The sequence below is a fragment of the Streptomyces sp. NEAU-YJ-81 genome, assembly GCF_017592595.1.
GTDB lineage: Bacteria > Actinomycetota > Actinomycetes > Streptomycetales > Streptomycetaceae > Streptomyces > Streptomyces hygroscopicus_B.
This window is the reverse complement of sequence record NZ_JAGFNO010000002.1, coordinates 551,271-574,250: the sequence shown is the minus strand read 5'-3', so window position 1 is coordinate 574,250 and position 22,980 is coordinate 551,271. Positions and strand designations below refer to the sequence as shown.

25 protein-coding genes and 4 pseudogenes are annotated in these 22,980 nt (G+C 69.5%); 18 read left to right on the top strand and 11 right to left on the bottom strand.

Features of this window, described 5'->3' with window-relative positions:
- Positions 1 to 15: 15 nt before the first annotated feature.
- Positions 16 to 264 (bottom strand): hypothetical protein, encoded by a 249-nt coding sequence (locus J5X86_RS08175; RefSeq protein ID WP_208516155.1) that lies wholly within the window; start codon positions 262 to 264, stop codon positions 16 to 18.
- Between the two features lie 7 nt (positions 265 to 271).
- Complete coding sequence (mca, locus tag J5X86_RS08170; RefSeq protein WP_208516074.1) at positions 272 to 1,144, bottom strand: mycothiol conjugate amidase Mca; 873 nt, start codon at positions 1,142 to 1,144, stop codon at positions 272 to 274.
- A gap of 97 nt (positions 1,145 to 1,241) precedes the next feature.
- Here mca and J5X86_RS08165 point away from each other — a divergent pair, with 97 nt between their 5' ends.
- Both J5X86_RS08165 and greA read left to right on the top strand, forming a co-directional pair.
- Positions 1,242 to 1,646 carry a DUF4307 domain-containing protein gene (locus J5X86_RS08165; protein ID WP_208516073.1) on the top strand — a complete coding sequence of 135 codons (405 nt, stop codon included), beginning with the start codon at positions 1,242 to 1,244 and terminating at the stop codon, positions 1,644 to 1,646.
- A gap of 187 nt (positions 1,647 to 1,833) precedes the next feature.
- Entirely contained in the window at positions 1,834 to 2,331 is a 498-nt protein-coding gene (gene greA / locus J5X86_RS08160; RefSeq protein ID WP_078643222.1) for a transcription elongation factor GreA, read from the top strand.
- A 145-nt stretch (positions 2,332 to 2,476) separates the two neighbouring features.
- Here the strand turns inward: greA and J5X86_RS08155 are convergent, their stop codons facing one another.
- The 3 genes from J5X86_RS08155 to ilvA all read right to left on the bottom strand — a co-directional run bounded on the left by J5X86_RS08155 (position 2,477) and on the right by ilvA (position 6,023).
- Positions 2,477 to 3,340, bottom strand: coding sequence for an ABC transporter permease (locus J5X86_RS08155; protein ID WP_208516072.1), 864 nt, complete (start codon positions 3,338 to 3,340; stop codon positions 2,477 to 2,479).
- The gene (locus J5X86_RS08150; RefSeq protein WP_078643221.1) at positions 3,340 to 4,326 is read right to left on the bottom strand and encodes an ATP-binding cassette domain-containing protein; all 987 of its coding nucleotides are present in this window, start codon (positions 4,324 to 4,326) and stop codon (positions 3,340 to 3,342) included. Before J5X86_RS08150 ends, J5X86_RS08155 begins: the two co-directional genes overlap by 1 nt.
- 239 nt (positions 4,327 to 4,565) lie before the next feature.
- The gene (ilvA, locus tag J5X86_RS08145; protein WP_243979686.1) at positions 4,566 to 6,023 is read right to left on the bottom strand and encodes a threonine ammonia-lyase; all 1,458 of its coding nucleotides are present in this window, start codon (positions 6,021 to 6,023) and stop codon (positions 4,566 to 4,568) included.
- Between the two features lie 250 nt (positions 6,024 to 6,273).
- Between ilvA and J5X86_RS08140 the strand changes: the two genes are divergently transcribed.
- From J5X86_RS08140 to J5X86_RS08130, 3 genes and pseudogenes are all read left to right on the top strand, one after another.
- Complete coding sequence (locus J5X86_RS08140) at positions 6,274 to 6,774, top strand: MarR family winged helix-turn-helix transcriptional regulator (protein ID WP_208516071.1); 501 nt, start codon at positions 6,274 to 6,276, stop codon at positions 6,772 to 6,774.
- Positions 6,775 to 6,871: 97 nt separating this feature from the next.
- Positions 6,872 to 7,351 (top strand): annotated as a pseudogene (locus J5X86_RS08135) (sigma factor-like helix-turn-helix DNA-binding protein); the annotation flags it as partial.
- Between the two features lie 197 nt (positions 7,352 to 7,548).
- Entirely contained in the window at positions 7,549 to 7,803 is a 255-nt protein-coding gene (locus J5X86_RS08130; RefSeq protein ID WP_208516070.1) for a hypothetical protein, read from the top strand.
- A 134-nt stretch (positions 7,804 to 7,937) separates the two neighbouring features.
- Here the strand turns inward: J5X86_RS08130 and J5X86_RS08125 are convergent, their stop codons facing one another.
- Positions 7,938 to 9,101, bottom strand: a complete 1,164-nt coding sequence (locus J5X86_RS08125; protein ID WP_208516069.1) for a cystathionine gamma-synthase — start codon at positions 9,099 to 9,101, stop codon at positions 7,938 to 7,940.
- 137 nt (positions 9,102 to 9,238) lie between these two features.
- On the opposite strand from J5X86_RS08125, the gene J5X86_RS08120 reads away from it, so the two are divergent.
- From J5X86_RS08120 to J5X86_RS08105, 4 genes are all read left to right on the top strand, one after another.
- Positions 9,239 to 10,336 (top strand): hypothetical protein, encoded by a 1,098-nt coding sequence (locus J5X86_RS08120; RefSeq protein ID WP_208516068.1) that lies wholly within the window; start codon positions 9,239 to 9,241, stop codon positions 10,334 to 10,336.
- A 101-nt stretch (positions 10,337 to 10,437) separates the two neighbouring features.
- Positions 10,438 to 11,097, top strand: coding sequence for a peptide-methionine (S)-S-oxide reductase MsrA (gene msrA, locus J5X86_RS08115; protein WP_208516067.1), 660 nt, complete (start codon positions 10,438 to 10,440; stop codon positions 11,095 to 11,097).
- A 395-nt stretch (positions 11,098 to 11,492) separates the two neighbouring features.
- Positions 11,493 to 11,846: a DUF6247 family protein gene (locus J5X86_RS08110; protein WP_208516153.1), complete on the top strand. Its 354-nt coding sequence runs from the start codon at positions 11,493 to 11,495 to the stop codon at positions 11,844 to 11,846.
- Complete coding sequence (locus J5X86_RS08105) at positions 11,843 to 12,073, top strand: hypothetical protein (RefSeq protein WP_308124468.1); 231 nt, start codon at positions 11,843 to 11,845, stop codon at positions 12,071 to 12,073. Before J5X86_RS08110 ends, J5X86_RS08105 begins: the two co-directional genes overlap by 4 nt.
- Before the next feature lie 136 nt (positions 12,074 to 12,209).
- On the opposite strand, the pseudogene J5X86_RS08100 reads toward J5X86_RS08105, so the two are convergent.
- A pseudogene (locus tag J5X86_RS08100) lies at positions 12,210 to 12,728 on the bottom strand (flavoprotein); the annotation flags it as partial.
- A gap of 138 nt (positions 12,729 to 12,866) precedes the next feature.
- On the opposite strand from J5X86_RS08100, the pseudogene J5X86_RS50485 reads away from it, so the two are divergent.
- Together J5X86_RS50485 and J5X86_RS08095 are read left to right on the top strand one after the other, a co-directional pair.
- A pseudogene (locus J5X86_RS50485) lies at positions 12,867 to 13,088 on the top strand (hypothetical protein); the annotation flags it as partial.
- A 2-nt stretch (positions 13,089 to 13,090) separates the two neighbouring features.
- Positions 13,091 to 13,381: pseudogene (locus J5X86_RS08095) on the top strand (transposase); the annotation flags it as partial.
- 133 nt (positions 13,382 to 13,514) lie between these two features.
- On the opposite strand, the gene J5X86_RS08090 reads toward J5X86_RS08095, so the two are convergent.
- Positions 13,515 to 13,898 carry a MerR family transcriptional regulator gene (locus J5X86_RS08090; protein ID WP_208516066.1) on the bottom strand — a complete coding sequence of 128 codons (384 nt, stop codon included), beginning with the start codon at positions 13,896 to 13,898 and terminating at the stop codon, positions 13,515 to 13,517.
- A 144-nt stretch (positions 13,899 to 14,042) separates the two neighbouring features.
- On the opposite strand from J5X86_RS08090, the gene J5X86_RS08085 reads away from it, so the two are divergent.
- The 5 genes from J5X86_RS08085 to J5X86_RS08065 all read left to right on the top strand — a co-directional run bounded on the left by J5X86_RS08085 (position 14,043) and on the right by J5X86_RS08065 (position 18,477).
- Positions 14,043 to 14,378: an EthD domain-containing protein gene (locus J5X86_RS08085; RefSeq protein ID WP_078643214.1), complete on the top strand. Its 336-nt coding sequence runs from the start codon at positions 14,043 to 14,045 to the stop codon at positions 14,376 to 14,378.
- A gap of 190 nt (positions 14,379 to 14,568) precedes the next feature.
- Positions 14,569 to 14,817 (top strand): helix-turn-helix domain-containing protein, encoded by a 249-nt coding sequence (locus tag J5X86_RS08080; RefSeq protein ID WP_208516152.1) that lies wholly within the window; start codon positions 14,569 to 14,571, stop codon positions 14,815 to 14,817.
- A gap of 345 nt (positions 14,818 to 15,162) precedes the next feature.
- A complete protein-coding gene (locus J5X86_RS08075; RefSeq protein ID WP_208516065.1) occupies positions 15,163 to 16,827 on the top strand; it encodes a PP2C family protein-serine/threonine phosphatase in 1,665 nt (554 codons plus the stop codon).
- Positions 16,824 to 17,897: a B12-binding domain-containing protein gene (locus tag J5X86_RS08070; RefSeq protein ID WP_208516064.1), complete on the top strand. Its 1,074-nt coding sequence runs from the start codon at positions 16,824 to 16,826 to the stop codon at positions 17,895 to 17,897. Before J5X86_RS08075 ends, J5X86_RS08070 begins: the two co-directional genes overlap by 4 nt.
- Positions 17,898 to 17,985: 88 nt before the next feature.
- On the top strand, positions 17,986 to 18,477 hold the full coding sequence (locus J5X86_RS08065; protein ID WP_208516063.1) for a GNAT family N-acetyltransferase: 492 nt from the start codon (positions 17,986 to 17,988) through the stop codon (positions 18,475 to 18,477).
- Between the two features lie 27 nt (positions 18,478 to 18,504).
- On the opposite strand, the gene J5X86_RS08060 is transcribed toward J5X86_RS08065, so the two are convergent.
- The gene (locus J5X86_RS08060; protein WP_208516062.1) at positions 18,505 to 19,305 is read right to left on the bottom strand and encodes a bifunctional 2-polyprenyl-6-hydroxyphenol methylase/3-demethylubiquinol 3-O-methyltransferase UbiG; all 801 of its coding nucleotides are present in this window, start codon (positions 19,303 to 19,305) and stop codon (positions 18,505 to 18,507) included.
- Positions 19,306 to 19,424: 119 nt separating this feature from the next.
- Between J5X86_RS08060 and J5X86_RS08055 the strand changes: the two genes are divergently transcribed.
- Complete coding sequence (locus J5X86_RS08055; RefSeq protein WP_208516061.1) at positions 19,425 to 20,024, top strand: TetR/AcrR family transcriptional regulator; 600 nt, start codon at positions 19,425 to 19,427, stop codon at positions 20,022 to 20,024.
- Positions 20,025 to 20,355: 331 nt separating this feature from the next.
- Entirely contained in the window at positions 20,356 to 20,583 is a 228-nt protein-coding gene (locus tag J5X86_RS08050) for a hypothetical protein (RefSeq protein ID WP_208516060.1), read from the top strand.
- A gap of 57 nt (positions 20,584 to 20,640) precedes the next feature.
- On the opposite strand, the gene J5X86_RS08045 is transcribed toward J5X86_RS08050, so the two are convergent.
- Together J5X86_RS08045 and J5X86_RS08040 are read right to left on the bottom strand one after the other, a co-directional pair.
- A complete protein-coding gene (locus J5X86_RS08045) occupies positions 20,641 to 21,657 on the bottom strand; it encodes a hypothetical protein (RefSeq protein ID WP_208516059.1) in 1,017 nt (338 codons plus the stop codon).
- Positions 21,658 to 21,695: 38 nt separating this feature from the next.
- Positions 21,696 to 22,979, bottom strand: coding sequence for a hypothetical protein (locus J5X86_RS08040; protein ID WP_208516058.1), 1,284 nt, complete (start codon positions 22,977 to 22,979; stop codon positions 21,696 to 21,698).
- Position 22,980 lies beyond the last annotated feature (1 nt).

The following is a 22,980-nucleotide window of genomic DNA, read 5'->3' as shown; positions in this document are numbered from 1 at the left end:
CGGGCCCGGCCAGGGTCAGGCCGTGCGTTCCTCGCCCTTGGTGCCTTCGGCGGAGGCCGTCGCCGGAGCCTTGCCGGGCTCCCGCCCCTCCTCGAAGTTCACCCGCTTCATGTGCTTGTTCATGGACTTCATCAGCAGCCACACCGCCGCGCCGATCACGGCGAAGACGATGAAGCCGAGGACGCCCGGGGTCACCTTGTTCTCGTCCAGGTCCTTGGCGAGCGGGACGAGATGCGTCATGGCGAGGGTGCTGGTGGCGCTCATCATGGGCTCAATTGTTGCGGATGCCCGCGAAGAGGTCGTCCTCGGGGAGGGAGGTGTCCACAAGTGACTTGGCGAGCTCGTACTCCTCGGTGGGCCAGACGTCCCGCTGGACGTCCATGGGCACCCGGAACCAGCCACCATCGGGATCGATCTGCGTACGGTGCGCGATCAGCGCCTTGTCGCGGATCTCGAAGAAGTCGGCGCAGGGCACATAGGTGGTCAGGGTGCGCTCGGGCCGGTCGAACGTCTTCCAGCGCTCCAGCCACTCCGCGTACGGCGAGTCCAGACCGCGGGCCAGCAGCGCCTCGTGCAGGGCGACGGTGCGCGCCCGGTTGAAGCCCTGGTTGTAGTAGAGCTTCTGCGGCCGCCAGGGCTCCCCCGCCTCCGGGTACTTCTCGGGGTCACCGGCCGCCTCGAAGGCCACCATCGTGATCTTGTGGGTCATGATGTGGTCGGGGTGGGGATAGCCGCCGTTCTCGTCATAGGTGGTGATCACCTGCGGCTTGAACGAGCGGATCAGCCTCACCAGGGGCTCCGCCGCTGCCTCGACGTCCTGCAGTGCGAAGCAGCCCTCGGGCAGTGGCGGCAGCGGATCGCCCTCGGGCAGTCCGGAGTCCACAAAGCCCAGCCACTCCTGCTTGACGCCGAGGATCTCGCGCGCCTCGTCCATCTCCTTGGCGCGGACCTCGTGGATGTTCTCCTCGATGTAGGGATCACCCTGGAGCTTGGGATTGAGGATGGAGCCGCGCTCTCCACCTGTGCAGGTCGCGACCAGCACGTCCACCCCCTCAGACACGTACTTGGCCATGGTGGCCGCGCCCTTGCTCGACTCGTCATCGGGGTGCGCATGCACGGCCATCAAACGCAGCTGCTCAGTCAAGTTCGATCCTCAGTGATTCGTCGTGGAAGACGGCTTCTATAGTGACCTAAACCAGGGACAAATAATTCCGATGTCTCTCCCAGCAGGAGGAACGCCCATGGCCGGGGTGCGCGAGGGTCTGCCCGACGGGCGTTACGGCCGGTCCGCGGACGCGCGTGCCGACCGCACGCTGAAGATCGTCGGTGCGGTGCTCGGTGCCGGGCTGCTGGCCCTGATCACGTGGTTCGGATACGACTACATCGCCGGTCAGGACGTCAGCGGCCGGTTGACCGGTTTCAAGGTGGTCGCCGACGACGCCGTCGACGTCCGGCTGGAGATCACCAAGGACAAGGACGCCACCGGTGTCTGCACCGTGCGTACCCTGGATGAGTACCACGACGAGGTGGGCCGGAAGGACTTCACCTTCGACCAGCGCGAGGGCGACCTGGTCAAGGTGGTGACCGTGCGCACCACGGCCCGGGCGACCAGCGCCGAGCTGATCGGCTGCGAGTCCGGACGATAATCGGACCGGACGTGTCGGCGGCTGCCCCGATCTGACCAGCGCTGACGGCTTTCCTGCGCATTGCGCCCAGTTCCCTCCTCCCCGTTTCTTGCCGGAATTGTTAGGCTCGTGGTTTCGCCCCGCTTTGAAGGCGCACCCTTCTGAGTAGGGCGTTCATTTGTATTCCCAGCACCGACGAGGAGCACCTGTGACCCAGACCAGCGAGAACGTCACCTGGCTGACCCAGGAGGCGTACGACCAGCTCAAGGCGGAGCTGGAGTACCTGTCGGGTCCCGCACGTGTCGAGATCGCGAAGAAGATCGAGGCTGCCCGGGAGGAAGGTGACCTCCGGGAGAACGGGGGCTACCACGCCGCCAAGGAGGAGCAGGGCAAGCAGGAGCTCCGAGTGCGTCAGCTGACGCAGCTCCTGCAGCATGCGAAGGTCGGCGAGGCACCCGCGGACACCGGCGTGGTCGCCCCCGGCATGGTGGTCACCATCGCGTTCGACGGCGACCCGGACGACACCCTGACCTTCCTGCTCGCCTCTCGTGAGTACGCGAGCGCGAACATCGAGACCTACTCGCCGCAGTCCCCGCTGGGCTCGGGTGTGAACGGCAAGAAGGTCGGCCAGGACGCGGAATACGAGCTGCCCAATGGCCGCACCGCCTCAGTGCGGATCCTGGAGGCCAAGCCGTACCAGGGCTGAGCACCCGGTGTGGAGCCCCGGCCGGGCGGCCGGGGCTCCTCCACGATCACCACACCCCTCAGCGGGGCCGCTCTCGATCACCACATCCCCCAGCGGGCCCCCAGCGGGGCCGCCTCTCGATCTCCACGATCCCCGGCCGGACCGCTCAGGCGGTCGCCGAGCGGTATTTGCGCACCGCCAGCGTCCGGAAGAGCACGATGATCAGCAGCGACCAGAGGGCCGACGCCAGCGCCGAATGCTGCATCGGCCAGGCGTCCGAGACCACGCCCTCCGGATTGCCGAAGAGCTGCCGGGACGCTTGCACCGTCGCGCTGAAGGGATTCCAGTCGGCGATATGGCCCAGCACGGCGGGCATCTTGCTGGACGGCACGAAGGCGTTCGAGATGAACGTCAGCGGGAAGAGCCAGATCAGCCCGCCCGAGGTGGCCGCCTCCGGCGTCCGTACCGACAGGCCGATCAGCGCGCCGATCCACGAGAAGGCGTAGCCGAGCAGAAGCAACAGCCCGAACGCGCCCAGCGCCTTCAGGGCGCCGTCATGGATCCGCCAGCCCACGATGACCGCGACGATCGCCAGCACCACCAGCGTCAGCGCCGTCTGCACAAGATCCGCGAGCGTACGGCCGGTGAGTACCGCGCCACGCGCCATCGGCAGTGAGCGGAAGCGGTCGATCAGCCCCTTGTTCATATCGTCGGCGATCCCCGCCCCCGCGCCCGCCGTGGCGAAGGTCACGGTCTGCGCGAAGATCCCGGCCATCAGGAACTCGCGATACACCGTGGCATCCGCGCTGGCCTGCCCCGGAACCATGATCGCGCCGCCGAACACATAGCTGAACAGCACCACGAACATGATCGGCTGTACCAGGCCGAACACCACCATCTCCGGGATGCGCATCATCCGCAGGAGATTGCGCTTGGCGACCACCAGCGAGTCCCGGACGGAGCGCAGCGGTCCGCCGCGCGGCCGGGGGGCCGCCGCGACGGTGGCACCGGTCTCCTCGACGACGGCCATCATTCGACTCCCTTGCTCTCGGCCTCGCCGCCGCCCTGGAGTCCGTCCTCGGTCCCATGGCCGGTGAGGGAGATGAACACGTCGTCCAGGGTCGGGCGGCGCAGCCCGATGTCGTCGATCTCCACACCGCGGGTGTCCAGTTCGCGGATGACCTCGGCGAGCAGCTTGGCGCCGCCCACGACCGGGACGGTGACCTGACGGGTGTGCTCCTGCACGGTCGTCTCGCCCTTGCCCAGGACCCGCAGGACCTCCTGCGCGACCGCGATGTGCTCGCGCTCATGCACCACGACCTCCACCCGCTCCCCGCCCGTATGGGCCTTGAGCTGGTCGGAGGTGCCGCGGGCGATGACCCGGCCGCGGTCGATCACGCAGATGTCATGCGCCAGATGGTCCGCCTCCTCCAGATACTGCGTGGTCAGCAGCAGCGTCGTGCCACCGGCCACCAGCTCCTGGATGACCTCCCACAGCGCCTGCCGGTTGCGCGGGTCCAGACCGGTGGTCGGCTCGTCCATGAACATCACGGGCGGGCTGACCACCAGGGCCGCGGCGAGGTCCAGCCTCCGGCGCATCCCGCCGGAGTACGTCTTGGCGGTGCGGTCGGCCGCCTCGGCGAGGCTGAACCGCTCCAGCAGCTCACTCGCGCGGGCTTTGGCCGCCCGCGCTCCCATCTGGTAGAGCTGGCCGACCATCTGGAGGTTCTCGCGGCCGGTCAGATACTCGTCCACGGCGGCGAACTGGCCGGACAGCCCGATGGAGCGGCGGACCTCGTCGGGGTTCTTCAGCACGTCCACCCCCGCGACCACCGCCGTTCCGCTGTCCGGGCGCAGCAGCGTGGTGAGCACGCGCACCGCGGTGGTCTTGCCGGCGCCATTGGGGCCGAGCAGTCCGAGCACGGTTCCTTCCGGTACGTCGAGGTCGACGCCGTCCAGAGCCCTTACGTCGCCGAAGGTCTTCACCAGACCCTCGGCGTGAATAGCGCCTGGCATGTTGGCACTCCCGGGGTTGGGGCCGTTCCACACTTAATCAAGGCATAAGTCCGCCCATATGGGCAGCGCTCGGCAGCAACTGGACGGCAATGGTACCGGGAACGCGATACATCGCGACATACGCGAGGCAAAGAAAATAAGACCGGGGGCCGACGGTCGACAGGGCTGCCCGGGGGCGATGGCGGCCCCCGAGCAGTCAGGGCATCAGCCCCGCCGCGGGGGCGGGCCGGCTCCCGTCGTCAGGCCATCACCGTGTACCCGGCCCCGCGCAGCGCCTCCCGGACCTCCTCGCAGTGGTCCGTCCCCTTCGTCTCCAGGTGCAGCTCCACCTCGGCCTCGCTCAGCCCGAGCCGCGGATTGGTGCGTACATGGCTGACGTCGAGCACATTGGCGTCCAGCGTCGACAGCACCCCCAGCAGCGTGGCCAGCGCCCCCGGCCGGTCCGTGAGCCGCAGCCGCAGCGACAGATAGCGCCCCGCCGCGGCCATGCCGTGCCGCAGGATGCGCTGCATCAGCAGCGGATCGACGTTGCCGCCCGAGAGCACCGCGACCACCGGCCCCTCGAAGGACTCCGGCGCCGACAGCAGTGCGGCCACCGGGCTCGCGCCCGCCGGCTCCACCACCAGCTTCGCCCGCTCCAGGCAGAGCAGCAGCGCGCTGGACAGCTCGTCCTCGGTGACCGTACGGACCTCGTCGACGAGATCGTCGATGATCTGGAACGGCACATCGCCCGGCCGCCCCACCTTGATGCCGTCAGCCATGGTCACGGGCGCCTCGATCGAGACCGGCCGCCCGGCCGCCAGCGACGGCGGATACGCCGCGGCGCCCTCCGCCTGCACCCCCACCACCCGCACATCCGGCCGCAGGGCCTTCACCGCCACCGCGATCCCGGCCGCCAGCCCGCCCCCGCCGATGCCCACCACCACGGTGCGCACCTCGGGGCACTGCTCCAGGATCTCCAGCCCCACCGTGCCCTGCCCCGCGATGATGTCGGGGTGGTCGAAGGGGTGGATGAAGACCGCGCCCGTGCGCTCGGCGTACTCCTGCGCCGCCCGCATCGTCTCGTCCACGATCTGGCCGCGCAGCCGCACCTCGGCGCCGTAGTCCCGGGTGGCCGCGATCTTGGGCAGCGGGGCGCCCTCGGGCATGAAGACCGTCGAGCGCACCCCCAGCAGCGAGGCCGCGAGGGCGACGCCCTGCGCATGGTTCCCGGCGCTCGCCGCGACCACCCCGGCCGCGCGCTCCTCGGGGCTGAGCCCGGAGATCCGCACATAGCCGCCGCGCAGCTTGAACGACCCGGTGCGCTGCAGGTTCTCGCATTTGAGGTGGACCGGCGAGCCGACCAGACCGGACAGATAGCGGCTGCCCTCCAGGGCGGTGAGCCGGGAGATCCCCGACAGCGTCTTCTGCGCCCCGCGGATGTCGTCGAGCGTGATCGGCTTGATCGTCTCGGGTCCCTCGGAGGCGGAAGCGGAGGCAGAGCCCCCGGGGGCGGAACCCTCGGAGCCGGACCCCTCGGAGCCGGACCTCTCGGAGCCAGAAGCGGAGGCGGACCGCCCGGCGCCGGAAGCAGGGCTGGAAGCGAGGCCAGACCCCGCGGAACCCGTGGAGGCGGAAGCAGAAGCGGAGGAGGTGGGGTGCGAGGCCGGGCCGGACCCGGAGCCGGGCCCGTCCTCGTCGCCGTGTCGTGCAGCCATGGTCCCCAGTCTGGCAGCTCACCCCCGGCAGGCCCCCGCGGCCCGGGCCGGTGCCGGGCCGGTGCCGGTCCGCTGCCGGTCGGGTACCGGGCCAAGGCCCACCGGCGGGCTACGGCGATGGAGAACGGCTCAGAACGGCAGGTTGTGGCTCGGAGGTCGTCAGGTTTCTGCAGCCCCCGTACGGGCAGGGCCCCGGCCGCGTACTCTGTGCCACATCCCACAGACCACCGCATGAAGTGAGCCCTAGGCCATGCCCACCCAATCGGACATGACGACTCAACTCGACACCGGCGTACTGGACACGCTCCAGCATCAGGTCGCCGTCTTCGCCCGCCGTGCGGAACAGACCCGGCTCGGCGGCGTCGGCCAGGCCCGCAACTCCATGGACCGAGCCGCGTATCTGCTGCTCAACCGGCTCGACCAGGAAGGCCCGATGGGGGTCAAGGCGCTCGCGGGGAGCATGGGCATCGACTCGTCCACCGTGACCCGCCAGGTCGCCCCGCTGGTCGACTCCGGCATGGTCAAGCGCACCTCGCACCCCGAGGACGGCCGCGCGGTCGTGCTCCAGCTCTCCCCGCGCGGCAAGGCCCGCCTGGAGGAAGTGCGCTCCTCACGGCGCGACCTGATGGCCCGTGTGACCGACGACTGGACGGCGGAGGAGCGCGATCTCTTCTGCGATCTGCTGACCCGGTTCAACATCGCCCTCTCCGCCGCACACAGCACGGTGCCCCAGGCGACGCCCGCCACCTGACCCCCGGCGCGACCGCGCGACCTCGCAGACCTCGCAGACCTCTTGACCGGGTGCCCGTGCCTGCCGTGTCCTAAAGGAACGGGAGGCGGAGGACGTGGTGCGAGAGCGGCGGGCAGCACGAGATGGCCGCCGGGCCCGGGAGTTCGAGGTATTCGTCGCGGGCGCGGGTGGCCGCCTGCTGCATGCGGCCGCGCTGCTCACGGGGGAGCCGACGGGGGACACCGAAGCCGCCGAGCGCCTGCTGACCGCCGCGCTCGCGCGCACGTACGCCCGCTGGGACCGGCTGCGCGGCGAAGATCCGTACGACCACACCCGCCGGACGCTGGCCGCCCTCTTCGCCCACCGAGGCCACCGCTACCGCCACCCGCGCGGCGGCCTCCTGGCCCGGCTCACCCCGCAGGAGCGGCTGGTGCTGGTGCTGCGGCTGTACGAGGGGGTCGCGGAGGAGCAGACGGCGGCGGCGCTCGGCCTCCCGGTCGAGCGGGTCCGGGCGATCTGCACCCGCGCGGTCACGGCGATGCGCAGCGCGGCGCCGCGGCGCGGTGCGTACGGAACGCCCCCGTCCACCGGAACGCCCTCGTCCGCCGGAACGCCCGCGTCCGCGGGACGGCCTCCGGCCGCTGGAACGCCCCCGTCCGCGGGACGGCCCCCGCCCGCCGGACAACCTCCGTCCACCGGAACGCCCCCGTCCACCGGCCGCCGGACGGCCACCGGCGCGGCCGGAGCCGGGACGGGAGCTGGAGCCGGGGCTGGAACCGGGACCGGGGTGGCGCCATGAGCTTTCCGGACCGCAAGGAGACCGAGGTCCGCCGGATGCTGGAGGGACCGCATCCGGCGCTGCCGCCGGATCTGGCGGGCCGGGCGACCGAACGGGGGCGGCGGATGCTCCGCCGCCACCAGGTCGTACGCACCATCGGCTGGCTGCTGCTGCTCGCCGCGGTCGTGGCCTTCGCCGTCTGGGCGGCGATCGTCGAACCGTGGACAGCGCCGCCGCCCACCGACACCACCCCACCCCTCGAAGGATGGTGACCGCCGGAGGAGGACGGTGGCCGCCGAACGACGGTGACCGCCCTCAAAGATCCGCAGCCCGCACGCTCAGGCACCAGACGGCCAGACGGCCAGGCGTCAGGCGTCAGGCGTCAGGCGTCCAGACAATCCAACCGTCAGCCCAGAGCCTGGCTCAGGTCCATGAGCAGATCGTCGACCGACTCGATGCCCACCGACAGCCGTACAAGATCGGCCGGCACCTCGAGTGCCGAGCCCGCCGCCGAGGCGTGCGTCATCCGCCCCGGGTGCTCGATCAGCGACTCGACGCCGCCGAGGGACTCCCCGAGCGTGAACAGCCGCGCCCGGTCGCACACCTCGACCGCCGCCTCCTCGCCGCCCGCCACCTGGAACGACACCATGCCGCCGAAGGCCCGCATCTGCTTGGCCGCGATCTCGTGCCCCACGTGCTCCGGCAGCCCCGGGTAGTAGACCCGCGTCACCTTGGGGTGCGCGACGAGCATCTCCGCGATCCGCGTGGCGTTCGCGCTGTGCCGGTCCATGCGGACGGCGAGGGTCTTGATGCCGCGCATCACCAGCCAGGCGTCGAAGGGCCCGGCGATGGCGCCCATCGCGTTCTGGTGGAAGGCGAGTTCGTCCCCGAGGCCGGTGTCGGAGACGACCAGCGCACCGCCGACGACGTCCGAGTGCCCGCCCATGTACTTGGTGGTGGAGTGCACCACGACATCCGCGCCGAGCGCGAGCGGCTGCTGGAGGTAGGAACTGGCGAAGGTGTTGTCCACCACCAGCCGGGCCCCCGCGGTGCGGGCGATGTCGGCGACGGCGGCGATGTCGGTGATGCCGAGCAGCGGATTGCTGGGGGTCTCGACCCAGATCACCTTCGTGCGGGGGCGGAGCGCGGCCCGTACGGCCGCCGGGTCGGAGGTGTCGGCGACCGACCACTCCACCCCCCAGCGCTCCACGACCTTGGCGAACAGGCGGAACGTACCGCCGTACGCGTCGTCCGGGATGACGACATGGTCGCCCGGCACCAGAAGCGTGCGCAGCAGGCAGTCCTCGGCGGCGAGACCGGACGCGAAGGCGAGGCCGCGGCGGCCACCCTCCAGGGCCGCCAGGTTCTCCTCAAGCGCGCTGCGGGTGGGGTTGGCGGAACGGCTGTACTCATAGCCGCCCCGCAGACCGCCCACCCCGTCCTGCTTATAGGTGGAGACCTGGTAGATCGGGGGGACGACGGCGCCGGTGAGCGAGTCGGCCTCCTGACCCGCGTGGATGGCGAGCGTCTCGAAACTCTGAGGATGCCCCTGGGGGTGCTGGTGGCTCATGAGCCCGAGCGTAACGCCCGACGCGCCCGTGCTGGATTCAACGACCGCCGAGGCGCATAGGCTGGACCACAAGCCGTTCTGGGCCACCAGTCGTTCTGGACCACCAGCCGTTACGGAACTTCACACGGGGACACCTCATGGAGCTTCTGATCTTCCTCATCGCCATCGTCATGATCGGCGGGCTGATCGTCATGCCGGCCCTGCGGCGGCGGCGCGGGGGCCGCGAGGCCATGCAGGGAATGATGCGCGCCTCGGATCCGCAGGAGTACGGCTTCGTACCGCGCGAGCGGCTGGACGTACGGCTGCCCGGCCCGGACCGGCAGCTGATCGACGCCCTGGAGGAGGTCCAGGCCCGGCAGGACTGGCAGCCGGCCGCCCGCCTGCTCGCACTCACCGAGGCCACCTCGGAGCTGCGCTGGCAGCGGGTGCAGACGCTGGCCGGGGCGGCGGCCTTCGAGCTCGCCCAGGCCCCCGGCCAGGGCGGGATGTGGCTGCGCACCTGGCGGGTGGCGGCCCCCGAGGACCCGGGCGCGGCGGCGGTGCAGGCGGAGTTCCTGGTCCGCCAGGCGCTGCTCGACCCGTCCTCGGTCGACTTCCGGATGATCCTGGAGGAGGCCCGGGACGTCTGCCACGAGGCGGCCAGGCTGGCCCCGGACGACCCGGTGCCGCACATCATCGAGCTCGGCGTCGCCCGCGGTATGGCCTACCGGCAGGCCGACTTCGAGGAGCTGTGGTCCAAGGTCACCAAGCTCGCCCCGCACCATATGGGCGCCCACCTGGCCGCCCTCCACTACTGGTGCGAGAAGTGGCACGGCTCCCAGGACCGCGCCGACACCTTCACCCACGCGGCCGCCGCCTCGGCCCCCGAGAAGAGCCTCCTCCCCGCCCTGCCCCTCTTCGGCGTCTTCGAGCACCTGCCGGAGGCGAACCTCGTCCGCACGCTGTACCGGAGCGAGGTGATCGTCAAGGCGATCGAGGGCGCGCTCTTCGCCGTCCGCCACGCCCCCGCCGACCACCCGGTACTGCCGCACGTCCGCCATCTGCTGGTCTTCTTCCTGGTCCGGGCGGAGCGGTACGCGGAGGCCCTGGAGCAGCTGCGCCACGTGGACGGCCATGTGGGCGCGGTCCCGTGGTCGTACGGGGCGGATCCGGCGGCCGAGTACACGGTCTACCGGGCGCTCGCGGTGGCGGGCTGGGAGGGCGGGGGCGGCTCCCCGGCGACGCTGCCGCGGTGAGGGGGGCGGAATTCCCGCCGCCCCGTATCCGTTGTATCGAAAGCACCGCGCACCCGTATACGAGCGCCGGAGCCGCCGTACCCGTCACGCGAGGAGCCCTCATGCTGTTCAGCCGCCACAAGAACCACCTCCCCACCCCCGAGGAGGCGCTGAAGGGCCGCCCCGAACCGGGCTTCGCGGTCCCCGACCGCCACACGGTCCTCGGCAACCCGCTGACCGGCCCGTACCCCGAGGGCCTGGTCGTCGCCGACTTCGGCCTGGGCTGCTTCTGGGGCGCGGAGCGGAAGTTCTGGCAGGCCCCGGGCGTCTGGACCACCCTCGTCGGCTACCAGGGCGGCCACACCGAGAACCCCACCTACGAGGAGGTCTGCAGCGGCCTCACCGGCCACACCGAGGCCGTCCGCGTCGTCTTCGACCCGACGATCACCTCCTACGCCGCCCTCCTGAAGCTCTTCTGGGAGTCCCACGACCCCACCCAGGGCTTCCGCCAGGGCAACGACGTCGGCACCCAGTACCGCTCGGCGATCTACGCCCACTCCCCCGAGCAGCAGTCCGAGGCCGAGTCCTCCCGCGCCGCCTACCAGTCCGTCCTGACGGGCTCCGGCTACGGCGAGATCACCACCGAGATCCTCCCCGCGGGCCCGTTCTACGCCGCCGAGGCATATCACCAGCAGTACTTGGACAAGAACCCGGCCGGCTACTGCGGCATCGGCGGCACGGGCGTCTCCTGCCCGATCGGCGTGGCCCCGGCGGAGGGCTGACGTCCGGCTACTGCGGCATCGGCGGCACGGGCGTCAAGCCAGGTGACCCGTCGGGTAGTTCCTGCCCGACGGGAATCGCTCCGGCTGGTGACTGAGGCGACGCCCCTCCCGGCGACGCGACGGCGATGCCGAAGCGCTCCTCCCACCCTGTACGCCGCACTAGCCGATGCGGGGGCGCTGGTCTTGACGCAGGGCGGGCACCTGTCGCGCCTGGAGATCTACTCCGAGGCCGACGCCCCGCTCACCACATGGCTGGAGCCCCACTTCGCCGAGCGCTCGGACACCGTCCCCGCCAGAGGCCGAGGCGGCGCGCCCCCACTCGTTCGGGCGATGCGATCGGGCTCGCACTCGATACGCTGCTCCCAGGGATCAGAATCTCGCCCATGGGAGCAGCAATGACCAGCTCCGCCACTGGGCAGCCACTCATCCCTCAGCCGCCCGCCACTGTCACGGCCCTTCGCCAGGCCGTCGCACAGATCGCCCCCGCCGCCCTTCCCGCCTTCACGCGGGAGCTGGATCAGGCCGCCGACCAGTCCCGGCAGGCTTCCGACCTGGCCCCTCTCCAGCGGTTCATCGCCCAGTGGGCCGTCTACGTCCACATTCAGCGGCAGCCGAATATCGCGAAAGAGTTCCGTCACTGGGAGGACGCTGCCGAGTCAGGCGACGCGACGCAGGCCCGACGCGCCGCGTCCGCAATCGGCAAGATCCTGGACGACGCACATGCCGCGCTCGGACTCCCACCTCGATGAGCGTCGGCTGGCGCTGGGAGTACGACCCCGATCACGCTCACGTGGCAGGCGGCATCCCCGCTCACGTGGTGACCGAAGTGGAGCGTCTCGCCGGGCACCTGGTCGACCTGGCCGGCATGGGCGTCGATGTCAGCGACTACGGCAACGGCCCGCGGGCAGGGGGATGCGCCGCATGGACGCGGCAGGCGGCTATTTCTTCTTCCTGGTGGCACGACGAGACCAGCTGATCGTGATCGTCCGCATCATGCCACCGTTCCAAGACCTCCAGACGGGCGCCGGGTCACATGGCAACACAGGCTCGACGGCACGGGCGTCAAGCTGAGTGACCCGTCCGAGGGCGGCCCATGCCCCACCGGGATCGCGCCCACTGACACCTGTTGCTGCCGCTTCCAGAGCCAGGTGCCACGGATAGTTCTCCGGTCGGCCCTGGCCCGGCTTGTTGGGTACGAATCCGTCTTCCCCGTAGAGCACGCGCACTCCCATCGCCCGTAGCGTGGCAACACTGGCGTCGAACTGCGTGTGCTGGACGTAGGCGGCGTTGACACACGGCACGGTCACCGTGGGGATGCCCTTGCCGATGGCCTCGGCCACAAATCCGACGATGAATTTCTCGGTGATCCCCAGGGCCCACTGGTTGATCGTGTTGAAGGTGGCGGGTGCCACGACGGCGACATCCGCGGGAGGCCAGACGTCCGGCTCCCAGGGCAGCTTGTACTGGCTGCGCAAAGGGTGTCCGGTCAACTCCTCCAGCGCCAGCAGCTTGTCGTCAAGCCAGCGCGCGGCCGTGGGGGTCAATCCGAGGCAGACATCCCAGTCGGCCGCCTGCGCCCGTTCGATCACGCCGGCGATGTTCAGTACCGGCGGGGCGGCGCTTCCGAACAGGTATGTGGCGGCGCATGAGCGTCGGAAGAACGTGCCTCGGGTGGAGCTGTTGTGCGCTCCGCACGGGATGGTGGTGGTCAGGTGAGTACGCAACCGCGATTGCTGCCGTGGCCCGGCCCTGCTGGCAAGCCGTGCTACCTGGTCGCGGACGCGGACGGTGAGGGGTACCTGTCGCGGCTGGCTGACGAGATGGAAGCGGTCCAGCTCCAGATGGGCGCTGAACTCATCGGTCACGCCCGTCTGCTGCTCCGCGGCCGGAAGGCGGACGTGCGAGAGCTCCGCTACATCTCGGATCGCCTGATCGACGCGCTGCGAGACGCGCTCCGGATCGCGGAGAGTCGCGGCGGGCGTCTGCCGGTGTCGCCGGCTACGACTCGGACAAGACCCGCGCTCTGCTCAACGCGCGCGGCATCCACGGCCGCATCGCGCATAACGGTGAGAAGGCACCGATCCTGGCCAGCCGGCGTTGGCACGTCGAACGTACCCACGCCTGGCAGAACGCCTTCTACCGGCTCGCCCGCTGCTACGAGCGGCGCACCACCGTCATCGACGCATTTTTCGATCTCGCCGACACGGTCATCACCATGCGTAGCCTGATCCGACAGGCATGGACAACTCACCGCTGGGACGAACGCCCGAACCATCGGCCATGACCGCATGCCTATCCACACGCGACCTCTTACAGACTCCAATCCGGCGGATCGCGGAAAATGCCGACAGGGAACAATTTTAAGCGCGCACCGCATGAGGCGGAATATTTCACCGGAGGAAAACCGGGATGCTGATTTAGTCGGTCCGAGGCTGGTCGTCTGCCACGTTCGCCAGAAAGTTTCGATTTACGTCAATCAGGTGATCAAGTGCCGCTCTGGCGGCGACTAGGCTGTCTATTGTGGACGAAAGGCGATTTCGCTCCTGATTCATTGCGGTCAAGGCTTGCCGGGCTCTATTCATGTTGGGCTCCGTCATGCATGGGACCATCAGGGCGATGGTTCTGCTGGACATTCCAGCGGCCAGGAATGCCTGAATCAACGCCACCCGCTGGACATGATCATCGTCGTAGCACCGTTGACCGCTGGGGGACCTCGCGCTGACCAGCAAGCCCTGCTGCTCGTAGTAGCGCAGTGATCGACGGCTTGCTCCTGTCCGGGCGGACAGTTCACCGATCCGCACCTCAACCCCTCCTGCGTCTTGGGTCACAGCGACTTGCCCATGACATCGATGTAAGCGTTTAGGTTAACCCCATGGATCGCGATCCGCCGCCAGGGCACCTGGTTGCCGACCCCTCGCGTCCGCGAGCACAAAAAGGAGAAGTTCATGATCAAGTTCGTTTTCATGATCAACCGTATCGATGGAATGACCTTCGAGGAATTCGTTGAGCATCACCGAAACCGCCACGCCCCGCTGTTCACCTCTATTCCAGAAGCGCGGCAGTACGTAAAGAAGTACACCGTCTCCCACCCGGTACCCGCCGACGGGTATCCGAGCCCCGCCTACGATGGTCTCACTGAAATCTGGTTTGAAAGCTGGACGGATCACGACGCCTTCTTCGCGTCTAGGAATTACAAGGAGTTGGTGAATCCAGACGAGAGTAATTTCATCGATATGAATTCGGTGGCAGTAATGGTCACTGAAGAAAGGGTTGTGGTCTAACCCTTTGGGCTGCGCGCTTTGCGCCGCGGGCGATGCGGCGGGTCATCAAAGTGCTGGCGGCCAGGTGATCAAGGGTCGCACGCCGCCGCGCAGACCACGTACCACCGGACGTTCGAGAGGTCACCGTGAGCAGGGGTTACCACACCTCATGGACGATCCCTGAGGAGCATCGAGCCGATCCGGCTTACACATCGATGCAGGCGCCGCGATCGTCCTGGGACAGGCGGTCTACGACCGTCGGACATCCTTGGGAATCGACCAGGCGTCGCTCGCCGAGCGGACAGGGCAGTCCGCACAGGACGTGGACCGTCTCGAGGGAGGCGGCACCGTGCCGACACTCCCGCTCCTGCGCACCTTGGCCAAGGCGCTGGACGCCACACTGGACGTGTCGATCGACACTGAAGAAACCCGCGTCTCGTTCGTGCCGCACGCCGCATAGGGCGCGGCAGTCTTTCTGACGCCCAGACCCGCGCCGCGCCGCCCCGGTCCTGGCCGATCCTGACGTAGATCGCTGCTCGTATCCCCGCGGTTCACGTAGCTATACCCTCGTAGGCACGGGCGTCTCCTGCCCGATCGGCGTGGCCCCGGCGGAGGGCTGACGTCCACTCTCGCCGTCAGCCACGGTTGCGGGCCTCGCGGCCCCCGGGGACGCGGCCCGACGTACCCCGAGGTGCCTCGGCGCCCCCGACCCACCCATGCGGCAACCACACCGGACGAACAGAATGGAAGGTGGAGCAACCCGGGCACTGGGCGCGGTAGCGCCATGCGCAAGAGGCGGTGGCCGATGACGGACGACAGCGGTGGCGGGGGTACATGGGGCTGTGTCCCGGCGCAGCTCGGCGAGCTGCTGGATCTTGTTGACGAGGCCGTCGTCATCTGCGACCGGGTCGATGGGCCCGTCCGCGGATTCAACCGCGCCGCCGCCCACCTCTTCCCCCGGCTGCGCCCGGGCAGGCCGGTGAGCATGTCAGCCGCCGCGCCCCTCGCCCGGGCCGCCGCCCAACAAGCGGAGCACTTCTCCGCCGCTTACGAGGGCCGCGGGCTCACCGGTCGCCTGCATACCGCCGGTGGGCTCACGGTGTGGCTGGTCCATCAGGTCAGCAGCGCCCAGGAAGCCGAGGCCGCGCTCGCCCACGAGCGCGAGAAGTCGGCCTTTCTGGAGGAGACCACCCGGCGCCTGGGCGCCTCGCTCCACCACGGCCGTACCGTCCGTGCGCTCGTCGAGATCGTGATCCCGAAGCTGGCGGACGCGTCCGTGGTCGTCCTGCCCGTGAGCGGGCGGCGTACCCACTGGCACCGGGCGGGTCCGGGCGATGCCCGGTGCTCCGGGGAGGTGGCGGTCGAGACGCTGGAACGGGTGCCCAAGGTCGAGGACGCACTGTACGGGCTCCAACCGCGCCCCACTGTCGTACGCCCCCAGGAGATGGACGCGCTCGACGAGGTCATGCCCGGCAAGTTCGGTCGGGGCGAGGACGCGCTGGTGGTGCAGCTCGCCGCGGGGGGCGTGCCGGCCGGTGCGTTGATCATGCTGCGCGGCCCGGAGCGTGCCCGCTTCGACGACGCGGACATCGAGCTGGCGCATCGGTTCGCCGTACGGGCCGGACTCGCGCTGGCAACGGCGGCGCTCTACTCGCAGCAGGCCCACACCATCGCCGTCCTTCAGGCCAGCATGGCTCCGGAACCGCTGCCGTCGGCCGACGGCCTCAGGCTCGGCGCCGCCTACCGCCCGGCCGCGGAGGCTCTGCGCATCAGCGGCGACTTCTACCATGTGGCCCCTTCCGCCGCGGGCGGGGTCACGTTCTTCTTCGGCGACGTGTCCGGCAAGGGCGCGGAGGCCGCGGTGGTGGCAGGGCAGGTACGGCAGAGCATGCGCACCCTGGCCATGGTCCGGACGGGGCCTGAGCCCCTGCGTGACCTGCGGCTGCTCAACGACCTCGTCATGAGCGCCGGCCACCGCTTCACGACCCTGGTCACGGGTTCCGCCCGCCCCTGCGACGACGGCTCGGTGAAGGTGGAGATCGCCAGCGGCGGCCACCTCTCCCCGCTCGTCCTGCGCGACGATGGAAAGGTGGCGGAAATCGTCTGCGAGGGCATGCTCCTCGGAGCGGTGCCCGATCCCAGTTTCGGCCGTACCGAGTGCCGTCTCGAACCCGGTGAGCTGATGCTTCTCTACAGCGACGGGGTCACCGAGGCACGCGGTGGTGCGAGCGGGCGGGAGATCTACGGCGACGAACGCCTCGTGGACGCGCTGGCAAGCTGTGGCGGCATGCAGGCGCCGTCGGTCGCCGAGCGGCTGGAACTCCTCACGACCGAATGGCTCGCCGGCCGCCCGCACGACGACATCTCCATCCTGACGCTTCAGGCACCTCCCCGCCGTGGCTCACCACCGCACCATCGGCCCGAGGGCCCCGGCGGGTCCGGACATGCCGGGGAGGCCGAGGGCCCATGAACGGCACCGGGATCACCGACACCGTCCGCGCGGACTTCGACGCCTGCCTGGCGGGTGCGGACGAGGACGGAGCGCTGGAGCTGGCCACCGGCCTGGTGACAAGGGGCGTGAACGCGGAGGACGTACTGCTGGGACTGGTGGCACCCGCCCAGGTGAGGGTCGGTGAGCGGTGGGAGTCCGGCGAGTGGACGGTGGCGCGGGAGCACGCCGCCACCCATGTCAGCCGACTGACAGTGGACGCGATCGCGTCCGCCGCCCGCACCCGCGAAGCCGCCTCCGCCCCTGCGGGGGGCGGCTCACCCCGCCATGTGCTGGTGGCGTGCAGCGACGGCGAATGGCACGTTCTGCCCTCCCACATCCTCACCGAGGTGCTGCGACTGCGCGGCTTCCAGGTGCGCTCACTCGGCGGCTCGGTCTCCCCGCACGAGCTTCTCTCGGACGTCCATCAGAACGGCCCCGACGTGGTCGCTCTCTCATGCACCCTGTCGTGGAACCTTCCGCTCGCCCACCGGCAGATCGAGACCTGCAGATACGCCGGCGTTCCCGTCATGACGGGCGGGCCGGGGTTCGGCCCCGAGGGCACATGGGCGTACACCCTGGGCGCGGATCTGTACGCGGCCGACGCCCGTGGCGCCGCGGAAGCACTGCTCCACCGCTGGCCCCCGGCGACGTGCGGGGAGTCGTCGGTCCAGGCCGGTGCCGTGGAGGCGTACGCCGTACTCGTCCGGCAACGCCCCGAGCTGCTCGAGCACGTGACCCACGCGCTGCGTGACGTGCTCCCCGGCTTGCGGAGCCGCTCGGGCATGGAACACGAGGAGGCCGCCGATTTCCTCGGCCGGCTGCTGGATTCCCTGGCCGCGGCCGTATTCGTGGACGACGAGCGCGTATTCACCGGCCACCTCGCCTTCGCCGCGGCCTACCTCTCCGCCCGCTCGGTGGACCCCCGCTGCCTCCTCGTCCTGACGGATGCCCTGACCGACCACCTGCGCGGGTCCCCCCGGGCCCTCGCCACACTCTCGGCGGGGCGCCGATGCCTGATCGAGCGGGGGGCTTCCCGCCCGCACGAATGAACGGGCGGGGCAGCGACGGTCACATCGGACTGATTCGGCGCGAGAAATTCGGTCGAAAGGGCTGAACTCCGTCGCTAACGTATGGCGGATGGAAATCCGGGCGTTCGAGGAGCGTGACTGGTCGCAGGTCTGGCCGATCGTCGAGCAGATTGTCCGCAAGGCAGACACCTTCTGCTACGACCCCCACCAGACCGAGGCGCAGGCACAGGAGATGTGGGTGGTGCCGCCCCCGGGACATGTCGTGGTGGCCGTAGAGGGCGAGCGGGTGGTCGGCACCTCGAATATGTACCGCAATCGGCCCGGTCCCGGCGCCCATATCGCCAGTGGCAACTTCATGGTGGCGTCCGAGGCGCGCGGCCGGGGTGTCGGTCAGGCGCTGGGCAAGTATCTGCTCAACTGGGCCTCGACCAGCGGCTTCGCCGGCGTGCAGTTCAATGCGGTCGCGGCTTCGAACGCGCCTGCTGTCGGACTGTACGAGCGCCTTGGGTTCACCCTCATCGGCACCGTCCCGGGCGCGTTTCGGCATCCGGAGCTGGGGCCGGTCGGACTGCACGTCATGTATCACGACCTGGGGGCCTGAGCCTTGTTCATGCCGGTGCCCGGTTGGTCACTCGGCAGTTCGCGTCGCGGTGATCACCACCGTTGCGTACGGCATCGTGAAGCTGCCGCCCATCGCGTCGATGGCCGCGCCAACGCCGTCCAGTACTTCCGCCAGCTTGGCCGAGGGGAGCCGGGTGAATGCGCCCTGGGTGGGGATCTGGTCCAGCCAAGCGTCCCGGGTGTAGGTCCGCTCCCAGTCGAACCGCCACTGCTCCGGTTCGCCGAACGCGCCCGTCTCTCGCATCCCGTCGGCGGCCTTGGTGAGTATCGGCTGGTTGGCGTCCAGGCCGCCCCGCGTCATCGCCCGGAAGTCGAACGGCGCGTCGGGCACGACCCGTTGGCAGACCGTGGCGACGGCTTCCGCCAGGTCGGGCGGGAGCTGGAAAACGTTCCAGAACGCGGCCAGTCGGGCATGGGGCCGCAGGACCTGCGCGGCCTTGGCCGCCCCCGCGACCGGGTCGATCCAGTGCCACGCCTGGCCCGCGATCACGGCGTCGAATTCCCGACCGGCCGGGTCCCAGGCTTCGAACGTCGCGACGTCGACCTCCGTCCCGAGCCGCCGCGCCACCTCGGCCATCCGCGCATCCGGCTCAACCCCGAGCACCGTGCGGCCCGCCTCCTGGAACTGCCGGGCCGCGATACCGGTGCCACAGCCGACGTCGAGGATGTCGAGAACGTCGGGGACGTCGGGGACGCCGGGGACGTCGAGGCCGGGGCTGCCGGTGGCGATCCGGTCCACCATGGCTTGGGGATAGCGGGGCCGAGCCTGGTCGTAGCGTTCGGCGTCCGAGCCGAACGACTCCGCCATCTGTCGGTGTTGATGAGGCTCGTTCTCGGAAAACGGTAGAGTGGGCATGCGCCCACTATGAGTGGGCACGTGCCCACTCGTCAACGGAGCGGGCCCGATGAGGTGAGGAGGGACGCACGGTGCCGACAGGGGTGGCCATGCGTGACGTACGCGAGCAGCTTTTCCACGCCGCCGAGCGAGTCCTGCTCCGGGACGGGCCGAGCGCGCTGACCAGTCGGGCGGTCACCACGGAGGCGGGCTGCGCCAAGGGCGTCCTGCACCGGCACTTCGCCGACTTCGACGCCTTCCTCGCCGAGCTCGTCCTGGATCGCATCGCCCGGCTCGACCATCAGTCCGCCGCCCTGCGCGACTCCGCCGGGACCGGCGCCGTCGCCGACCACCTCGCCGACGCGCTGACGACCCTGTTCGAGTCGGTCGCCGTGGCCATCATCAGCCTCGTCACCTCGCGCGACGAGCTACGCGCCCGGCTCCGCGAAACCACGCCGACCGGCGTACCGCTCCTGACGGAGGCCACAGCCATGATCGCCTCCTACCTCGCCGCCGAGCGGGACCGGGGCCGCATCGCGGCCGACGCCGACATCGACGCGCTCGCGCCGACGTTGATCGGCGCAGGGCACCTGCTCTTCGCGGACCGTGAATCCGCACCGCCGGATGCCGGGGCCGTCCGCAAGGTGGTGACCACCGTCATCGCCGAGGCGGTGCGGGATGCGCGGCACTGACACGACGATGTCGGCAGACAGAACCCGGCGTACGGGCCGACTCGTCCGCCCTTACTTTCCCTCCCCGACCTGCGGTTTCCCAGACCTTCCCCCGCGAATGTGCACCCGTTGTGCACGCACGGACTGTGGCCACCATGGGCCGGACGCGCAGGCCGATGGACGTCGCAACGCGCGGTCGCCTCCGACACGACGAGCAGGTTCGCCGTCCCAGCGGCACGCAACCAATGGGAGGCGAGACCAGCGACCTTGCGGAAGGGGCACATTAACGCACGACGTAACCGAAGTGGGCTTGGTCGCAGATTGTGACCGTTGCGTGAGGGCGGAGCGCGCTGTGGATGGTTCGGATCTGGAACCGCGCAAGGTGCAGGCCCGGATGCGGCACGCGCGTCTGGCCGAGACGTTGGACACCTACGGCTACCTGGTGTGGGAAGTGGACTGGGAGAACGCTCCGGCCACGTTCGAGGAGCTGTACGGCATTCCCGCCCCCGCCGGTCTGCCGCAGGCCGGTCTGGTGCCCCAAGCGGAACGGGAGCGCTCGAGCGCCCACGCTCCGGCTTGAGAAGACCGACCGCGGAAGGGCACGCCGGAGCCGCGATCGCTGTGGGCCGCTATGGGTTCAGCGGGACAACGCAGCAAGGCTTAGCAGTAGGTGCGCGGACTCAGGATGGTGGAAGTCAGAGTGCGCCCCGGCCGGGGAGAGTCGGCTCGCCCGCCCACCGCGGAAGCGCCACCCGGCATCGACGTTGACGATGCGGTGGTCAAGCGTGTGCCGTGTGTACGGTTCCTCGAGGGTGAGCATGCGGGTGGGGAACGGAGGCACAGGCGCCGTGCCCACACCGGAGTGGCCAATGCCCGGAGCCGCTTCGGCCCTCAGGTGCCAGAAGCCGGTGGCACGGTCCCAGCGGGAGTGGGTCAGGACGAGCGGTCCCCGCAACGGAGCTACGGGTCGGCCGTCGGACGGGAACAGTGAGGGGAACGCTGTGTCGAAGCTGTTGCGCGGCGCAGCCATCTGGAACACCAGAGCACTGTCCACGGTGAAGGGGCGCCTCGGGTCCACCGGGTTGCTCCAGCCGAGCACGCCCGGTCTTTTTGGCGGATCAGCCGCCCACTGCACGGCCTCACAGAGGAATCGGCCGCCGAAGGAGTGCCCAAGCAAGTGGAGATACTGCCCGTTGCGGTTAGCCAGCACCGCAGGGTCGGCGGGGTCGGTCCGGTGGTCGTCCAGGTAGCCCAGCAGGTGGCCGAGGACATGAGCGGCGTGTCCGGAGCCCGGCGCGCCCATCGCATGCGCACGATCGCGGATGCGGCGGTAGCCAGAAGGGGTCGGCAGGCTGGAAGACGGCCAGCAGACGACCACGCACCAAGGGCGATAACCGGCGGACAAGCCCGGGTACATGTCTGGCCTGGTAGCAGCTAGATCCCGGGCCTGCCGCAGCAGCCAGGTCGCGCTGCGGATGGCGCTGCTCGGCGCCGTCTGCCAGCCGTGCACATAGAGGTAGAGGTCGGTTGCCCGCTCCGGTATGTGCAACTCGCGGGCGAGGTGCTCGGCTAGCCGGTCCAGAGGGATGGGGGCCGAGGATCCAGACGCACGCACCCGCCCTGTCTCGTCCAGGTGAACGACGGTGGACGCCACCGTCGTGCTGCCCCGTCCTGCGGCGGACGAACCCCGCCTCACGCTGTGGCCTCTAGCCTGCTGTCGATGCCGCAATACAGCGAGTAGGTCAGGGCCAGCGGGTTGTGGAATTGGTCGGCATATTGGCGGACCAGCGCCATGGCGATCTCCCCCGCGGTGCTCTCCCCGCTTAGATAGCGGTCGAGGAATGCGAAGGCATACTCGGACGCGAAGAGCTGGGGTATCTCGATCTGCGGGCCGAGTACCCCGTCCGCTCCCAGGTTGACCAGGGCACCGCCGAGGTGCTGCAGCCCGGGCTCTGGTGCTGTTCGACCGGTGTGGCAGGCATTGAGCAGTACGAAGGGGCGGAAGAGCGCATCGGTGGATCCCCAGTGCCGACGACGCTTGCGCATGACCAGATCGGCGTCTATGGGCTGGCTGTCGGAGAGCCGGACGGCTAGATGGGGGTGCGGCGAGCCGTTATCAACGAAAGCGCCATGGCACCAGAAGTACATGACGTCGTCGTGAAGGACGGGTGCGGTGAGATCATCCAGCAGCGTCTCGGAATCGGTGCGAACGGTTAGCTGGGAGCGCTCCTCCAGCAGCTTACGGACGTCGGGAGCCCGGCCGACGGTGTCGAGCGTAGAGTCGGTGTTAAGGCTTGTGACAGGAAAAGGATGGCCTGTGGCCTCCATATAAGTGGTCCGGTAGCCCAACGCCCCGCTCTGCTCGATCTGGTGCCGGTAGCCGAGGAAGCCATGGCATGGCTCCTGCCCGCTGGGTAGCTCCACTGCGAGCATTGGCCAAGGCAGGTGCAGGTCCGAGTCGAAGGTGACGCGCAATCCTTCCTCGCCAGCGAGTGTGCCGATCAGGAAGGCGCGGAACGCGGCAATCTGGTGATCCGTACCAGCCAGCAAACGCTCCAAGACGTACTGGCCTTCGTCGGCAAGATCGTCCGTCAGGCGCCGGGACAGCACTGCGCGGTCGGACAAATTCACCCCGGCAGTAAAGGGGCGGTCACCCACGGGCATGCCGTCCGCATCGCACGGCTGATAGCGCACCAGCCGGTCGCGCCAGGCGATGCGGAGCCTGGCCGCCGCTTGGAGAATCTCACTGGTCGAAACAGTGAGATAGGCGTTCGGCGTCCCGTTCTTCGGTGTCCGCTGCCCATGGCGGATGGCGGAAATGTGCAGCAGGTCGTGATTGTGCTGGCGGAGCATCACCACCAGATCGAGCGGCTTCTTCACGGGGTCCGGATCGTCTGGATGACGCTGGCGTGGGGGAATCGCCGTGAAGTCGAGTGAAGGGTTGTTTACCACGTCGACCACGAGCTCTTTGGCCACC

Bases quoted from the DNA above. Each gene is read 5' to 3' on its own strand.
- J5X86_RS08140 (WP_208516071.1), top strand. From the start codon at position 6,274: ATGCCCACCCAATCGGACATGACGACTCAACTCGACACCGGCGTACTG.
- msrA (WP_208516067.1), top strand. From the start codon at position 10,438: ATGCTGTTCAGCCGCCACAAGAACCACCTCCCCACCCCCGAGGAGGCG.
- J5X86_RS08150 (WP_078643221.1), bottom strand. From the start codon at position 4,326: ATGCCAGGCGCTATTCACGCCGAGGGTCTGGTGAAGACCTTCGGCGAC.
- J5X86_RS08155 (WP_208516072.1), bottom strand. From the start codon at position 3,340: ATGGCCGTCGTCGAGGAGACCGGTGCCACCGTCGCGGCGGCCCCCCGG.
- ilvA (WP_243979686.1), bottom strand. From the start codon at position 6,023: ATGGCTGCACGACACGGCGACGAGGACGGGCCCGGCTCCGGGTCCGGC.
- J5X86_RS08060 (WP_208516062.1), bottom strand. From the start codon at position 19,305: ATGGCGGAGTCGTTCGGCTCGGACGCCGAACGCTACGACCAGGCTCGG.
- J5X86_RS08065 (WP_208516063.1), top strand. From the start codon at position 17,986: ATGGAAATCCGGGCGTTCGAGGAGCGTGACTGGTCGCAGGTCTGGCCG.
- J5X86_RS08130 (WP_208516070.1), top strand. From the start codon at position 7,549: ATGAGCTTTCCGGACCGCAAGGAGACCGAGGTCCGCCGGATGCTGGAG.
- J5X86_RS08165 (WP_208516073.1), top strand. From the start codon at position 1,242: ATGGCCGGGGTGCGCGAGGGTCTGCCCGACGGGCGTTACGGCCGGTCC.
- J5X86_RS08125 (WP_208516069.1), bottom strand. From the start codon at position 9,101: ATGAGCCACCAGCACCCCCAGGGGCATCCTCAGAGTTTCGAGACGCTC.
- J5X86_RS08120 (WP_208516068.1), top strand. From the start codon at position 9,239: ATGGAGCTTCTGATCTTCCTCATCGCCATCGTCATGATCGGCGGGCTG.
- J5X86_RS08175 (WP_208516155.1), bottom strand. From the start codon at position 264: ATGAGCGCCACCAGCACCCTCGCCATGACGCATCTCGTCCCGCTCGCC.
- J5X86_RS08075 (WP_208516065.1), top strand. From the start codon at position 15,163: ATGACGGACGACAGCGGTGGCGGGGGTACATGGGGCTGTGTCCCGGCG.
- J5X86_RS08105 (WP_308124468.1), top strand. From the start codon at position 11,843: ATGAGCGTCGGCTGGCGCTGGGAGTACGACCCCGATCACGCTCACGTG.
- J5X86_RS08110 (WP_208516153.1), top strand. From the start codon at position 11,493: ATGACCAGCTCCGCCACTGGGCAGCCACTCATCCCTCAGCCGCCCGCC.
- J5X86_RS08070 (WP_208516064.1), top strand. From the start codon at position 16,824: ATGAACGGCACCGGGATCACCGACACCGTCCGCGCGGACTTCGACGCC.
- J5X86_RS08085 (WP_078643214.1), top strand. From the start codon at position 14,043: ATGATCAAGTTCGTTTTCATGATCAACCGTATCGATGGAATGACCTTC.